Genomic DNA, 12,908 nt, shown 5'->3' with positions numbered 1-12,908 from the left:
CGTGGATTCCTGATCCGCGTGATCAGGCCGTGGCCACCTGTGCGAGCCGGGTGAGCGCGGCCTTGAGCCGGTCGTTGGTCACCCCCTGGTCCCGCTGGTGGAGGTAGACCTCGGGAGCGAGCGGCGCGAGCAGCGTGTCCGCGAGGGCGGCGGGGTCGGGGGTGCCGGCCTCGCGGAGGAGCGCCACGACGTGAGCACGCCAGAAGCCGTACGCGCCGACGGCGAAGCGTTGCGCGCCCGCCTCGGCCCCCAGGACGAGATGGCTGTGGCGGTCCAGCAGATCGACCATGGCGGCGAAAAAGGCGGCGAGCCGCTCGGGCGGCGGCGCGCCGGGGCCGAGCGGCGGGTCGCCGCGCAGCAGCTCGCCTTGAAGCTGCCGTTCGTGTGCGTCGAGCAACGCAGCCGCGATGGACGCCACGTTCGGGTAGCGGCGGTAGAGCGTGCCCCGGCCGACGCCGGCGGCGCGGGCGATGTCCTCCATCGTCACCGCGCGCGGATCCCCGGCGGCGAACAGCCGGGCCGCGGCGGAGAGCACCTTGGCCCGGTTGCGGGCCGCGTCCGCACGTTCCGTCGTCGACACGGCAGACAGCCTACGTCAGCCTCCGGAATAACCGGACATGGCGTCCGGTTGATAGAGTCGAACTCCAACCGGACACCGCGTCCGGTTAACTACCCAGGAGATCCCTCCATGCCGACCCCCGCTCAGACGCTGCTGCACCTCGACGCCAGCGCCCGCCGCCGCTCCTTCAGCCGGGAGATCGGCGACGCCGTCGCCGAAACCTGGCGGCGGGCCCACCCCGACGGCACGTACGTCCACCGCGATCTCGCGCTCACCCCGGTCCCCCAGATAGGCGAGGCGTGGACCGAGCTGTGCGACTACGTCCTGGAACACCGGATCACCGACATCGGCCGGTACGCGGAGGCGGTGCGCACCCCGGCCCAGGCCGCGGCCTGGGCGATCACCGAGCCGCTCCTGACCGAACTCGTCGCCGCCGACACGGTCCTGATCGCCGCGCCGATGTACAACTTCTCCGTCCCCGCGTCGCTCAAGGCATGGATCGACCAGGTGACGTTCCCGAAGATGTCGCTGGCCCCGCGGAGCTTCGTCGTGGCGTACGCGCGGGGTGGGGCGTACGGGCCCGGCACCCCGCGCCACCCGTACGACCACCAGGAGCGCTACCTGCGCGACTTCTTCGCCGGGCACTTCGCCGTCCCGGACGAGGCGATGACCTTCCTCGGCACCGAGCTGGTCAACTCCCGCGTCGATCCCGCCCTCGCCGATCGCCGCGAGGCGCACGAGGCGTCCCGCGCGGCCGCGCTGGCGGCGGCCCGGACGATCGGCGGAACGCGGTGAGCTGGCTGCTGCTCATCGTCGCGGGCCTGGTCGAGGTCGCCTGGTCGCAGAGCATCAAGCCCACGGCCGGCTTCACCCGCCCGCTGCCGACGCTGATCTGCTTCGCGCTCGCCGCCGTCGCGGTCTACCTGCTTTCGCTGGCGATGGCGGGGCTACCGGTCGGCACGGCGTACGCGGCCTTCACCGGCATCGGCGCCATCGGCGCCGTCACCCTGGGCATCGTCGTCCACAAAGACCCCGTAACGGCGGGGCGCGTCGCCGCACTCGCCCTGATCGTCGGCGGCGTGGCCCTGGCCCGCGTGACCACCCCGGACACCTGACGGCCGGCGGCCCGCGGGCCCACGCGGATCCGGTGCAACTCGACGTGCATCCCGATCATTCCAACTCCTGGCGCTCCACGACGTCGGCGACCACGCAACTGACGTTGTCGGGGCCGCCGGAGCCGTTGGCGAGGGCGACGAGTGCGTGGACCGTCTGCCAAGGCTCCACGGTCCCGGAGAGCACCCGGTGGATCTCTTCACTCGGCGCGACGGCCGAGAGGCCGTCGGAGCAGAGCAGGTACCGGTCGCCGCGCCGGGCGTCGTGCAGCCGCATGTCCGCGGTGGCGTCGGCGCCCCGGCCCAGGGCCCGTATCAGCAGGGACCGCTGGGGGTGGGAGGCGGCTTCTTCTTCGCTGAGGCGTCCTTCGTCGATCATCGACTGCACCACGGTGTGGTCGTGGGTGATCTGGAACAGCTCCCCGTCGCGCAGCAGGTAAGCGCGGGAGTCGCCGATGTGGACGAGGGCGAGTTGCGAGCCGGTCCAGAGCATGGCGGTGAGCGTGGTCCCGGCGTCTTCGGGCGGGGCGCCGGTCGCGGCGACTCCGCGTACGGCCCGGGTGGCCTGGTCGATCGCGTCCTCCAGGACGTTGAGGAGATCGCCCGCCGGGATGCCGTCGGTCTCCAGGCGCTTGAGCGCGTCGACGGCGGCGGCGCTGGCGGGGGCTCCCTGCCCCCCGTAGCCGTCGGCGACGGCGAGGAGCCGGTCCCCCGCGTAGGCGGTGTCCTGGTTGCTTTCGCGGACGAGGCCGGTGTCGGACAGGGCGGCGTAACGGATTCCCAGGGGCATGGCGGATTCCTTCCAGGACAGGTGGTCGACGAGGAAGGCGGCCAGGTCCCGCCGCGCGGCGGTGTCGGCCTCGACCTGCGCCCAGAACGCCCGGATCTCCTCCGCGGCCGGCCCGGCGTCCAGCGCGCAGACGCGCCGGATACGGGCCAGCGGCATCCCGAGCCGCCGCAGCCAGGCGACCAGCCGGGCCCGCTCCAACTGCTCCGGCGCGTAGAGGCGATAGCCGGTCACCGGATCGACGCGGGCGGGCACCAGCAGTCCGAGCTCGTCGTAGAGCCGCAACGCCTTGGGCGACAGCCGCGACGCCTTCGCAAAGGCCCCGATGGTCAGCAAGCCCATGCCGTCCCTCCTCATACCGGGCGGTCGCCCGGCCCCACCGATGCTGCGGCTTCCCCCAGGGTGAAGGTCAACCGAGTCTCCGCAGCCGCCTCTAGGCTCTTCACATGCCCCTGCGGATGAAGTTGAGCGCGATCACACTCGACTGCCCCGACCCGCCGGCTCTGGCCGCGTTCTACCAGCAGGCCACCGGACTCGAACCCCACCCGGGGTCGCACGCCGACTTCGCGGGTCTCAACCGTGCGGACGGACTCCTCCTCGGGTTTCAGCGGGTCGACGACTACCGGGCTCCGACCTGGCCCTCCCAGACCGTTCCCCAGCAGCTTCACCTCTGCTTCACGGTCGAGGAGGAGCTGGACGAGGCGGAGGCCCGGCTGCTGGAGCTGGGGGCGGGCAAGCCGGACGACCAGCCCCGTGAGGAGAGGTGGCGGGTCCTCACCGATCCGGCCGGGCATCCCTTCTGCATCGTCAAAGGCTGACGAGCGACAGTCGCTGATCCGTCTCGCTGAAGATGAACCACGACAGGGCCGTGGCCTGCGGTGGTCCAGAGGGGAGCGAGGCGCTGGAGTCCGTCTGTCTCGCTCAACCCGGGCAGCGGTGTCTTTTCTCGGATGAGTCGATGCAGGGCGCCTGGGTCGCCTCGTGCGGCTCGGCCAACGTGAGGCAAGGTGCTTCCCCGACGAGGCGATCGCTATCGAAGCGTCATGGTCACGGACCGGGCAGCAGAGTGATCACTCGTTTGCCTCGTGCGTGCCCGGTCGCGGTCAGCTTGTGGGCCTGGCCAATGCCTTCCAGCGGATAGGTCTCCTCGACGATCGGCCGGATGGCCGCCCGGTCGACGTACTCGGCAAGCGTGGTGAGCTCGGCTCGCCGCGAGCGTGCCATCATCACCCGTACCCGCGGCGGCCCTGGTGGGCCTGCGTGGCACCTATGAGAAACGCTCATCTTTTCCGAGGACTGGGGCTTCGCTCTGGCCCTATGGGCTGCCCTCGTGGACTCGTTTCAGAACTCCCATACCGGCGCGGTTGCTCTGACTTGAGAGGGTTCAAAAAAGTCGAAGACTGCCAGGCGTGCTGTGCGACGGACGGCTGTTCAGTCTGCGGAATTCTCCATTTCTTGTCGTATGTGTCCTTCATTTCAACGGCCTCCTTGAAGGCGTCGGCGCCAGGACTCCCGTCCCGCAGCTCCCCCCATGTCCGGACGGGATCTACATTCTCATTAAACCCGGCAACGCAATCGTGCGCTTTCGTCCACGCCGCCTTGACCTCGAAGGCTTCCTGGCGCTGCTGTGAAAATTGACTGAGCACAATAGGCTGATTTCTATATCTTTTCTCAGCTCGAAGGTAGGCGCCTTCAGTGCGGGACTCCTCCTTCATAGCTTCCCACAGGATTCCTCGCGTGGCTTCGACGGGAGTTTCATATGCAGTTTCATATTTGTCGATCATTGCTGCTGCCCCTTTCCGGCGTGTCGACGTTGACGTGAAGGTGCAGTATCCGGAATCTGCCCAAATTTGCTGCATAACTCCGGCAGCTGAGAGGGAGTAGCGCGGAACAGAGTCCTCCTTCAACACGGCACCACGGACTCGCGCCGCAAACGGTTCAACGGGAGCAATGAGCCCTGACCATCAGCATCGATGCCGTAAGAGTTGATCCGCCGCCGGCAGCGGGGCAGCAGCTCGATGTACTCGTCCGGGCTGAGCGGGCCCGGGACGTGCCCGGCAGCCGCGACCAGGGGGGCGTACTTCTCGTTCGGAGTCAGTGCCCAGCCAGCGTGCGGGTGGCGATGTCGACCATGCCGGTCAGCTCGACCGTGTCCACCGTGCCGTCATCGTGAACGACCAGCACGTCCAGAGGAGTCGAGTCGATCTCCATCACCTCGCCCGGGCGGCCGCCGTGAGCTGGCCGAACATGCCGTCCGGCTGATTGGCCAGCGCACGGCGCGTGCGGGCCGAGCCCAGCGTGTGCTGCCCGGAGCTGACTCCTTCAGCAGCCGGTAGAACGCCGTGCGCGACGGCAACGGCACCACCCCGGGCCCGTGCTCGGCCCTTGGAGGCGCCACTGTCTGCTATCCGATCCATAGCTCGCCGCCGGCACCGCCTCCCTGCCATGCCGTCAGCAGACCTACGGTGGCGGACCGGGCTGCGCCGGAAGCCTTTGTAGTGTGCGAAGCGGCGACAGGAAGACCGGGAGAAAACTCAGCGTCATCCCCGCCGCGCCGATCCACAAGGTGACCGCAGCCCCGTACGCCGGCCCAGAGACCCCACCCAGGAGGCCACCGAGGGGCAACCCTGCGGTGGACACGAATCGGGCCGTCGCGCTCATGCGGCCGAGCAGATGGTCAGGGGTGAGGGCCTGCTGGAGGCTCGACTGCGCCACCAGGCGGACGACACCGCCCAGGGAGAGCGCTGAGAGTCCGGCAGCCGCCGCAAGTAGGCTCCAGCCCGGTCGCGACATCGGCAACAGGACTGTCAGCGGAGCGGTGAGCAGCGGCGCGAGCCAGATGGACGGTCCCTGCCCGAGCCGCTTCGCCATCCGGGAAGCCGACAGTGCGCCCAGCAAGGCGCCGCAGCCCATGCCGGAAAGAATCAGGCTGGCGCCGGGCGATGGCGAGGCGGCCAGCGATCGCCGCGGGGGCGGGAATCCGCTCTTGGCTGTGCGCATCCCAGGAGTCGACATCACCCCGCTCGCCGCCGGTGGACGCAGGGGGGGCCACGACGGTCGTGATGTTGGGAACGGATCATCGGCAGTCGCTCACGGGCCGCGCGCAGGTACGTGCCCGAACCAGCTCGCCCTTCGAGGATTCCATCGATGATCAGGCGGTCCACGGCACGCTGCGTGACATTGCGCCCTACTCCGTACTCCTTGGCGAGCCGTGTTCGGGAGGGCAGACGCTCCCCGATCTTCCACTCTCCGGCGTGGATCTGTGCACGCAGTGCCTCGGCGACGGCAAGGTACGGTGCCTCTCGGGGCATCGGCGGCGCTCCCGTCTCTCAGCTGGGGGACATGGTGTCTTCACAGCGGAGTCGGCAAGCTACTGCACCGCGAGAAAGCTACTTCAGTAGCTTTACGTTCGGCGCCTACGGCCCCGGCGCAGTAGCCGACCTCAGCCAGGGCGGCCCTCGAAGCGCGCGACCAGTGGGTGTCCTTCCCGGGGGTGGACTCCGGTGTCCCGAGGATGAGCGAGGCGCGCTGCCAGATGCCTCGCACAGACCGAGACTGCCTCAGCCTCAGAGAGACAGGTCACGAGTGACAGTCGCGATAGTGTCGCGATATGTGGCGTGTGGCACACTTGCAAGCAGGTGCTTGCAATAGTTAGCAAGACTGCGGCAGCATCGGGGCATGGCCTCGATACACGTCGGCAACCTCGGTGAGTTCCTGCGGGAGCAGCGGCGCAGTGCGCGGCTCAGCCTGCGGCAGCTGGCCGATGCCGCCGGGGTGTCGAATCCGTACCTCAGCCAGATCGAGCGCGGGCTGCGCAAGCCCAGCGCCGAGATTCTGCAGCAGCTCGCGAAGGCGCTGCGGATTTCCGCCGAGACGTTGTACGTGCAGGCGGGGATCCTCGACGAGCGGCGGGTCGACGGGGCGGACGGGATGGCGGTGCACACCGCGATACTCACCGATCCGTCGATCAGCGAGCGGCAGAAGCAGGTTCTGCTGCAGATCTACGACTCCTTCCGCAAGGAGAACGCGCGCGACGACGCGGGCGGGCGCACGGAGGAGGAACAGACGAACGGGGACGCCCCGCGGCCGGGTACCGGGCGGGGCGAGGGCGACGCGAAGCCCGCCAGCAACCGGAGGAGAACGCCATGACCATCACCGACGACGTACGCAAGACGCTCAGCGACCCCACGCCCCTCTACGCCGTCGCCGGCACCGCCGACCTGGCGCTGGAGAAGCTGCGTGAGGTGCCCGCGCTGGTGGAGCGGCTGCGGGCCGAGGCGCCGGAGCGGCTGTCCGCGGTGCGCGAGACCGACCCGCGGGACGTGCAGGAGCGGGTGTCGAAGCAGGCCAAGGAGGCGCAGGCGAAGGTCGCCGAGCGGCTCGGCGGGCTGGACACCGACATCAAGAAGCTGCGGGAGAGTGCACAGGACCTCGCGCTGCAGGGCGTGGGCCGGGCCGCCGAGTACGCGGTGAAGGCCCGGGAGACCTACGACGAGCTGGCCGAGCGCGGCCGCGGTGCGGTCGCGGAGTGGCGCGGCGACACCGCCGACGCGGTTCAGGTGACCACCGAGATCATCCGGCCGCGCGGGGACGAGGACGCCGCCGGCAAGGACGCCGCCGGCGCGGCCGCGGGCCCCGTCCGCGACGAGCCCGCCGCCGGGAAGCCCGCCGCCGAGCGCACGGCCAAGCCCGCCGCCAAGAAGACCACCCCTCGCAAGACCACGGCCCGCGGCACCGGCCGGACCAGCGCCAACGGCTCCGCGAAGAAGTCCGCCCCGAAGAAGACCCCCAAGTCGGACTCCTGAAGTTCCGGGCCCCGGGCACACTTCGCGTGCCCGGGGCGTTATCCGGGTACGGTGTCTGCGCCGGATCCCTGAACCACTGAGTCGGACTAATAGGCGGTGGACCGCGTGCTCATCTCTGGCTTCAACTCGTTGCTGGCCCTGCTCAGCCTGGCCCTGACGGTGTTCGCCGGCGCGGCCCTGGTCCTGGCGGCCGTTGCCCGCGAGGACGCGTACCGGGCCGCCGACAAGAACACCAAGCAGTTCTGGCTGATCATCCTCGGCATCGGCTTCGCCGTGATGGTGATCTTCCCGATCATGTCGTTCCTGCCGATCATCGCGCTGATCGCGGCCATCGTCTTCATGGTGGACGTGCGGCCCGCGCTCAAGCAGGTCGGCGGCGGCCGGCGCAGCGGCGGCGGCAGCAGCTCCGACGGGCCCTACGGCCCGTTCAACGGGCGCTGATCCGCGCCGGCGATCACGACGATCACGACCTCCGGTCCCCGGGTCCGCACGGACCCGGGGACCGATCCAGCAGCAGCACCGCCACGTCGTCGGTCAGGTCGCCGCCGTTGAGCGCCCGCGCCTCGGTGACCGCGCCGTGCAGCAGGTCCTCGCCGCCGAGACCCTGGTCCAGCAGGCTGCCGACCAGCGTGAGCATGCCCTCCTGGCCGAGCCGGCCGCGGCCCGGGCCCGTACGGCCCTCGATGAGGCCGTCGGTGTAGAGCATCAGGCTCCACGCGCCGCCCAGCTCCACCTGCTGGCGCGGCCAGCGGGCGCGCGGCAGCAGGCCGAGCGCGGGACCGCCCAGCTCCTGCGGCGTCAGCCGCGGGCGGCTGCCCGGGACGGCGACCAGGGGCGCCGGGTGGCCGGCGAGGTAGAGCCCGGCGCGGCGGGCGTCGGGGGAGATGTCGACGGTGCACATCGTGGCGAATATCTCGTCGTCGGCGCGCTCGTTCTCCAGCACCTGCTGCAGCGTGGCCAGCAGCTCGTCGCCGACCAGGCCCGCGAACGTCAGGGCCCGCCAGGCGATGCGCAGCTCCACGCCGAGCGCGGCCTCGTCCGGGCCGTGGCCGCAGACGTCGCCGATCATGGCGTGCACCGCGCCGTCCGGGGTGCGCACCGCGTCGTAGAAGTCACCGCCGAGCAGCGCCCGGGTGGGGGTGCCGCCCGCGGAGGGCAGCGGCAGGCCGGGGCGGTAGCAGGCGGCGAAGCCGAGGCCGGAGCCGGCGAGCAGCGGCGTGGGCAGCAGCCCGCGCTCCAGCCGGGCGTTCTCCTGCGCCCGCAGCCGCGAGGCCGTCAGCCGGCTCTGCGCCAGGTCGGCCCGCTTGCGCTCGACCGCGTACCGGATGGCGCGGCCGAGCACCCGGCCGTCCAGCTCGCCGCGGAAGAGGTAGTCCTGCGCGCCGACGCGGACGGCCTCGGCGGCCAGCTCGACGTCGTCCTCGTCGGTGAGCGTCAGCACGGCGTGCAGCGGCGCCATGGCCAGCACCTCGTGCAGCGCCTCCAGCTCGCCGCCCTCGCCGCCCTCGCCGCCCTCGTCGTCTTCGGCGTCCTCGCCGCCGGGGCCGGTGTCGTCGGCGGTGACCGGCGCGCCGGTCACGCTCAGGTCCAGCAGGATGCAGTGCACGTCGGGGCCGAGCAGCCGCTCCGCCTCGGTGAGGTTCCGCGCCGTACGCACCCGGATCCGCTCGCCGTGGCGGCCGGCGCCGGCCTGCTCCAGCATCCGCGCGACGCCGGGCCCGCTGCCCGGCTCCGCCTCTATCACCAGCAGCGTCAGCGGCTCCGGCACCGCCACCGCCCGCTGGCGCGTGTGCGGCTGCCCGGAGGACGCCGGCGCGTACCCCGACCGCTGCGCCGGCAACGGCGCGTGCCCGGACGACGGCGGCGGGTGCCGCCGGCGCGTCGCGGCCTGCGTGTCGGTCCCCCCGGTGCCTGCGGCGGACTGGTCAGGTCCGCCGGGCGGCCCGGGGGCCGGGAAACGCCCGGTTGCGGACATCGCTCTTCCTTCCCTCCCCCCGAGGGTGACGGCCGGGCGCGAACGCGCCCGCGGCCGTGGGCGGCGGCTCCCGCTGCCCGGAGCCCTATCCGAAGAGCAGCCTGCAGCAAAACCACCAGGGAGGGACCCTAGCGTGATCACCCGCCGGTACGGAACGGGCGACGCAGCCCGGAAAACGACCGCTCGCCCGGCCCTTTGCCCTGCTGGGAGGGGCAGGCCGGGCCGGCCCGCCCCGGGTCCGGCAGGTCTCGCACATGACGCAGATCACGCATCGGGGCGCACAACCGCCTTGATCGGCATGGTCCCCGCGCCGGCCACGGTCACCTGCCGGCCCGGCCGCGGCGCGTGCACGATCGCGCCGTCACCGACATATATGCCGACGTGGCTGGCGTCAGAGTGATAAATGATCAGGTCGCCCGGGCGCATCTCGCGCACGTCGATCCGCGGCAGCCCCGCCAACTGGGTCTGCGAGGTCCGCGGGATCGGCACCCCCGCCGCCTCCCACGCGCGCATCGTCAGCCCCGAGCAGTCGAACGTGTCGGGCCCCTCGGCACCCCACACGTAGTCCTTGCCGAGCTGGTCCGTGGCGTAGGCGATGGCCTTCTTGCCGGCGGGCGTCGCCGCCGCGTCGATCTCGTCCAGGATCCCGGAGTCCAGCCAGCGCGCCTGCGCCTCGCGGGCCCGCTGCCGCTCCAGCCGGCGCAGCCGCTCCCGTTCCTCGGCCTTGAGCTTCTTCTCCAGCTCCTTCGCCTCGGCGAGCCGCTCCTCTATCTTCTCCTTCGCCTCGGCCCTGGCCGCGCGGCTGCGCTCCAGCCGCTCGTACGTCCCGGCGGCCTCCTTCGCATAGCCGTCCAACCGCTTCTGCGTACCGGTCACTTCGGTGATCAGCCGGCGCTGCGCGTGCTGCCCCTTGCGGGCCAGCCGCAGGTCGTCGACGAACTCCTCCGGATCGTCGCTGAGCAGCAACTGCGCCTCCATCGGCACCCCGCCGCCGCGATACTGCGCCCGGGCCAGCGCGCCCGCCTCGTCCTTCAGCCCGGCCAGCCGCCGGCTCGCGGCGGCCACCTCGCGGTCGAGCCGCTCGACCTCCTTACGCTGCTTCTTCGCCTTCTCCTCCGCGTCGTTGTACGCGTCCGTGGCGGCCTCCGCCTCGCGGTACAGCCGCTCCACGCGCGTGTGCACCTCCTCGACCGTCGGCTTCGGCTCCGCCTCGGCGGACGGCCCGGTCAGCGGCACGAGCAGCGCCAGCAGCCCGGTCACGGCCACGGCGACTCCCCGGCGCCGGCGCGCTCCCGCCGCCCGCGGTCCCGCCGCCCGCGCTCCCCCGATTTCGCGCATGCGTCTCCCACTCCCCCTCGCGTGCCCGCAACTCCCCGGGCTCTGGCCAGCCCGGGCGCTCACACGTCTCGGATGCTGCCACACCCGCGGCTACCCCCGCAGCCCTCCTCCACAGCCCTGTGGATAACCGGACGAGGAGTTGCAACACGCCTGCGACACAAGAGGGTTCGACAGGCCCGGTCGGCGTGCACTCAGCGGCAGCCGCAGCCCGCCACCGCCGCCGCCATCCGGTCCAGCGCCTCGCCCGCCCCCGTGCGGTCCGTCGCGCCCATCGTGAAGAACGCGAACGCCAGCAGCCGCCCGTCGTCGTCCACCACCGTCCCCGCCAGCGAGTTGACCCCGGTCAGCGTCCCCGTCTTCGCCCGCACCACGCCCCGCGCCGCCCCCGCGCCGCCGCCGGCCCCGTCCCCGTACCGGTTCCGCAGCGTGCCGTTGAACCCGGCCACCGGCAGCCCCGTCAGCAGTGGCCGCAGCTCCGGGTGGTCCGGGTCCGCCGCCGTCACCAGCAGCCGGGCCAGCAGGTCCGCCGAGACCCGGTTGTCGCGGCTGATGCCGCTGCCGTCGGCGAACCGCGCCCCGCGCACCGGCAGCCCCAGCTTCTTCAACTGCCCCGCGACCGCCCGCCCGGACCCGGCGAAGCTCGCGTTCCGCCCCCCCGCTATGGCCGTCTGCCGGGCCAGCGCCTCGCCGAGGTCGTTGTCGCTGTACGTCAGCATCCGCTCGGTCAGCTCCGCCAGCGGCGCGGAGTACGTCGTCGCCAGCTCGTCCGCCTCCTCCGGCACCCGCTCGGCGCGCGGCTCGCCCGCGACCCGTACGCCCGCCTTGCGCAGGGCCCCGGCGAAGGCGTCCGCCGCGTCCCGCGCCGGTTCGGTGGCGCGCGGCGCCGGGCCGTACCAGGAGTCGTCGAGGCGGGCCTCGTCGACCATCAGCGGGGTGACGGGCGCGATGTTCTCGTTGGGCCCGATCTCGTGCAGCACGTCGCCGGCGTACGCGGTGGCGTCGTACCGTACGGCCGCCTTCCGCACCCCGTCCTTCTTCAACTCCCGCGCCGTGTCGCGCGCCAGCCCTGCCAGCCGCTTCTCGGACAGCGTGGGGTCGCCGCCGCCGACGAGGAAGACCTCCCCGCCCTCGGCGAGGGACGCGGTCGGGATGCGGTGGTCGGGGCCGAGGGCGGCGAGGGCGGCGGCGGCGGTGGCCAGCTTGACCGTGGAGGCGGGGACGACGCCGGTGTTCTCGTGCGCGCCGTACAGCTCGCGCCCCGAGGCCACATCCCACACGGCGGCGGTGCTCGGCGAGCCCAGCGCGGGGTCCTTCAGCAGCGGGGCCAGCTTCTCGGCGAGCCCGGCCCCGGTCGGCGGTGTGCCGGCGGGCCGGGTGCCGTCCTGCGGGCCGAGCGGGGTCAGCACCCGCGGGGCACCCGCGGCGGTGCCGTGGGGGCCGTCGCCGGGGGCGCCATTGCCCGGTACGCCGTCGGAGGAGCCGTGATCCGCGTCACCTGTACGGCCTTCGGCGGCGTCGGCCCGCGCGGCGGTCTGCCGCTCCGCCGTACGCTGACCCGAGTCCCAGGGCCCCGCTGCGGTGATCACGCCGGCGGCGAGGACGCCGCCCAGCGCGCCGGACGCGGCCACCAACCGCACCGTACGACGGGTGTGCAGGGGCTGTGCTTCCCACCGCCGGGCCCAGTGCCGTGCCCAGCGGGCGGCCTTGCGCCGTGCCACCGCGACCCCGACCCCGACCCTCACCAGGGACCAGCCCCTTTCGCCACCACCCCGCTGCGTGGGGGACACTTAATCATCTGAACCATGCTGATCTTGAAGGAGAGCCACCCGTGGAGTTCGACGTCACCATCGAGATCCCGAAGGGTTCGCGGAACAAGTACGAAGTCGATCACGAGACGGGCCGGATCCGCCTGGACCGGCGGCTCTTCACCTCGACCAGCTACCCCGCAGACTACGGCTTCATCGAAGGCACGCTCGGCGAAGACGGTGACCCGCTCGACGCGCTGGTCCTTCTGGACGAGCCGACGTTCCCCGGATGCCTCATCGCGTGCCGCACGATCGGCATGTTCCGCATGACGGACGAGGCCGGCGGCGACGACAAGGTGCTGTGCGTCCCGGCGCACGACCCGCGGGTGGAGCACCTGCGCGACATCCACCACGTGTCGGAGTTCGACCGGCTGGAGATCCAGCACTTCTTCGAGGTCTACAAGGACCTGGAGCCCGGCAAGTCCGTCGAGGGCGCCAGCTGGGTGGGCCGGCAGGACGCGGAGGCGGAGATCGAGGCGTCCAAGAAGCGCCTGGAGGCGGCCGGCGGCCACCACTGACGGCCCCGC

15 protein-coding genes are annotated in these 12,908 nt (G+C 72.0%); 7 read left to right on the top strand and 8 right to left on the bottom strand.

The annotated features are described in order from the left end of the window. Window positions 1-22: 22 nt before the first annotated feature. Entirely contained in the window at window positions 23-580 is a 558-nt protein-coding gene (locus T328_RS32000) for a TetR/AcrR family transcriptional regulator (protein ID WP_496499735.1), read from the bottom strand. 108 nt (window positions 581-688) lie between these two features. Here T328_RS32000 and T328_RS31995 point away from each other — a divergent pair, with 108 nt between their 5' ends. Continuing rightward, on the top strand, window positions 689-1,354 hold the full coding sequence (locus tag T328_RS31995; protein ID WP_496499734.1) for an FMN-dependent NADH-azoreductase: 666 nt from the start codon (window positions 689-691) through the stop codon (window positions 1,352-1,354). Next, window positions 1,351-1,674, top strand: coding sequence for a DMT family transporter (locus tag T328_RS31990; protein WP_496499733.1), 324 nt, complete (start codon window positions 1,351-1,353; stop codon window positions 1,672-1,674). Before T328_RS31995 ends, T328_RS31990 begins: the two co-directional genes overlap by 4 nt. 55 nt (window positions 1,675-1,729) lie before the next feature. On the opposite strand, the gene T328_RS31985 is transcribed toward T328_RS31990, so the two are convergent. Beyond that, window positions 1,730-2,800: a MerR family transcriptional regulator gene (locus T328_RS31985; RefSeq protein ID WP_496499732.1), complete on the bottom strand. Its 1,071-nt coding sequence runs from the start codon at window positions 2,798-2,800 to the stop codon at window positions 1,730-1,732. Between the two features lie 104 nt (window positions 2,801-2,904). On the opposite strand from T328_RS31985, the gene T328_RS31980 reads away from it, so the two are divergent. Next, window positions 2,905-3,276, top strand: a complete 372-nt coding sequence (locus T328_RS31980; RefSeq protein WP_496499731.1) for a VOC family protein — start codon at window positions 2,905-2,907, stop codon at window positions 3,274-3,276. Window positions 3,277-3,505: 229 nt separating this feature from the next. Here the strand turns inward: T328_RS31980 and T328_RS31975 are convergent, their stop codons facing one another. The 3 genes from T328_RS31975 to T328_RS31965 all read right to left on the bottom strand — a co-directional run bounded on the left by T328_RS31975 (window position 3,506) and on the right by T328_RS31965 (window position 5,769). After that, a complete protein-coding gene (locus T328_RS31975; protein ID WP_496499730.1) occupies window positions 3,506-3,685 on the bottom strand; it encodes a zinc-binding dehydrogenase in 180 nt (59 codons plus the stop codon). Window positions 3,686-4,918: 1,233 nt separating this feature from the next. Next, a complete protein-coding gene (locus T328_RS31970) occupies window positions 4,919-5,458 on the bottom strand; it encodes an MFS transporter (protein WP_496499729.1) in 540 nt (179 codons plus the stop codon). A 14-nt stretch (window positions 5,459-5,472) separates the two neighbouring features. Then, the gene (locus T328_RS31965) at window positions 5,473-5,769 is read right to left on the bottom strand and encodes a winged helix-turn-helix domain-containing protein (RefSeq protein WP_496499728.1); all 297 of its coding nucleotides are present in this window, start codon (window positions 5,767-5,769) and stop codon (window positions 5,473-5,475) included. 367 nt (window positions 5,770-6,136) lie between these two features. Here T328_RS31965 and T328_RS31960 point away from each other — a divergent pair, with 367 nt between their 5' ends. The 3 genes from T328_RS31960 (at window position 6,137) to T328_RS31950 (ending at window position 7,704) form a co-directional block, all read left to right on the top strand. Beyond that, entirely contained in the window at window positions 6,137-6,607 is a 471-nt protein-coding gene (locus T328_RS31960) for a helix-turn-helix domain-containing protein (RefSeq protein ID WP_496499727.1), read from the top strand. Further along, entirely contained in the window at window positions 6,604-7,263 is a 660-nt protein-coding gene (locus T328_RS31955) for a hypothetical protein (protein ID WP_496499726.1), read from the top strand. The genes T328_RS31960 and T328_RS31955 overlap by 4 nt, the downstream gene beginning before the upstream one ends. A gap of 105 nt (window positions 7,264-7,368) precedes the next feature. After that, entirely contained in the window at window positions 7,369-7,704 is a 336-nt protein-coding gene (locus T328_RS31950) for a DUF2516 family protein (RefSeq protein ID WP_496499725.1), read from the top strand. Window positions 7,705-7,726: 22 nt separating this feature from the next. On the opposite strand, the gene T328_RS31945 is transcribed toward T328_RS31950, so the two are convergent. The 3 genes from T328_RS31945 to dacB all read right to left on the bottom strand — a co-directional run bounded on the left by T328_RS31945 (window position 7,727) and on the right by dacB (window position 12,294). After that, entirely contained in the window at window positions 7,727-9,238 is a 1,512-nt protein-coding gene (locus T328_RS31945) for a PP2C family protein-serine/threonine phosphatase (RefSeq protein ID WP_496499724.1), read from the bottom strand. 264 nt (window positions 9,239-9,502) lie between these two features. Beyond that, a complete protein-coding gene (locus tag T328_RS31940; RefSeq protein ID WP_496499723.1) occupies window positions 9,503-10,576 on the bottom strand; it encodes a C40 family peptidase in 1,074 nt (357 codons plus the stop codon). Between the two features lie 191 nt (window positions 10,577-10,767). Next, window positions 10,768-12,294, bottom strand: coding sequence for a D-alanyl-D-alanine carboxypeptidase/D-alanyl-D-alanine endopeptidase (dacB, locus tag T328_RS31935; RefSeq protein ID WP_496499760.1), 1,527 nt, complete (start codon window positions 12,292-12,294; stop codon window positions 10,768-10,770). Between the two features lie 110 nt (window positions 12,295-12,404). Here dacB and T328_RS31930 point away from each other — a divergent pair, with 110 nt between their 5' ends. Beyond that, entirely contained in the window at window positions 12,405-12,899 is a 495-nt protein-coding gene (locus tag T328_RS31930) for an inorganic diphosphatase (RefSeq protein ID WP_018835994.1), read from the top strand. Window positions 12,900-12,908: the final 9 nt, after the last annotated feature.

The sequence above is a fragment of the Streptomyces sp. CNX435 genome (genome assembly GCF_059570575.1).
The sequence above is the reverse complement of the archived record's forward strand: the minus strand, read 5'-3'. Positions and strand labels throughout refer to the sequence as shown.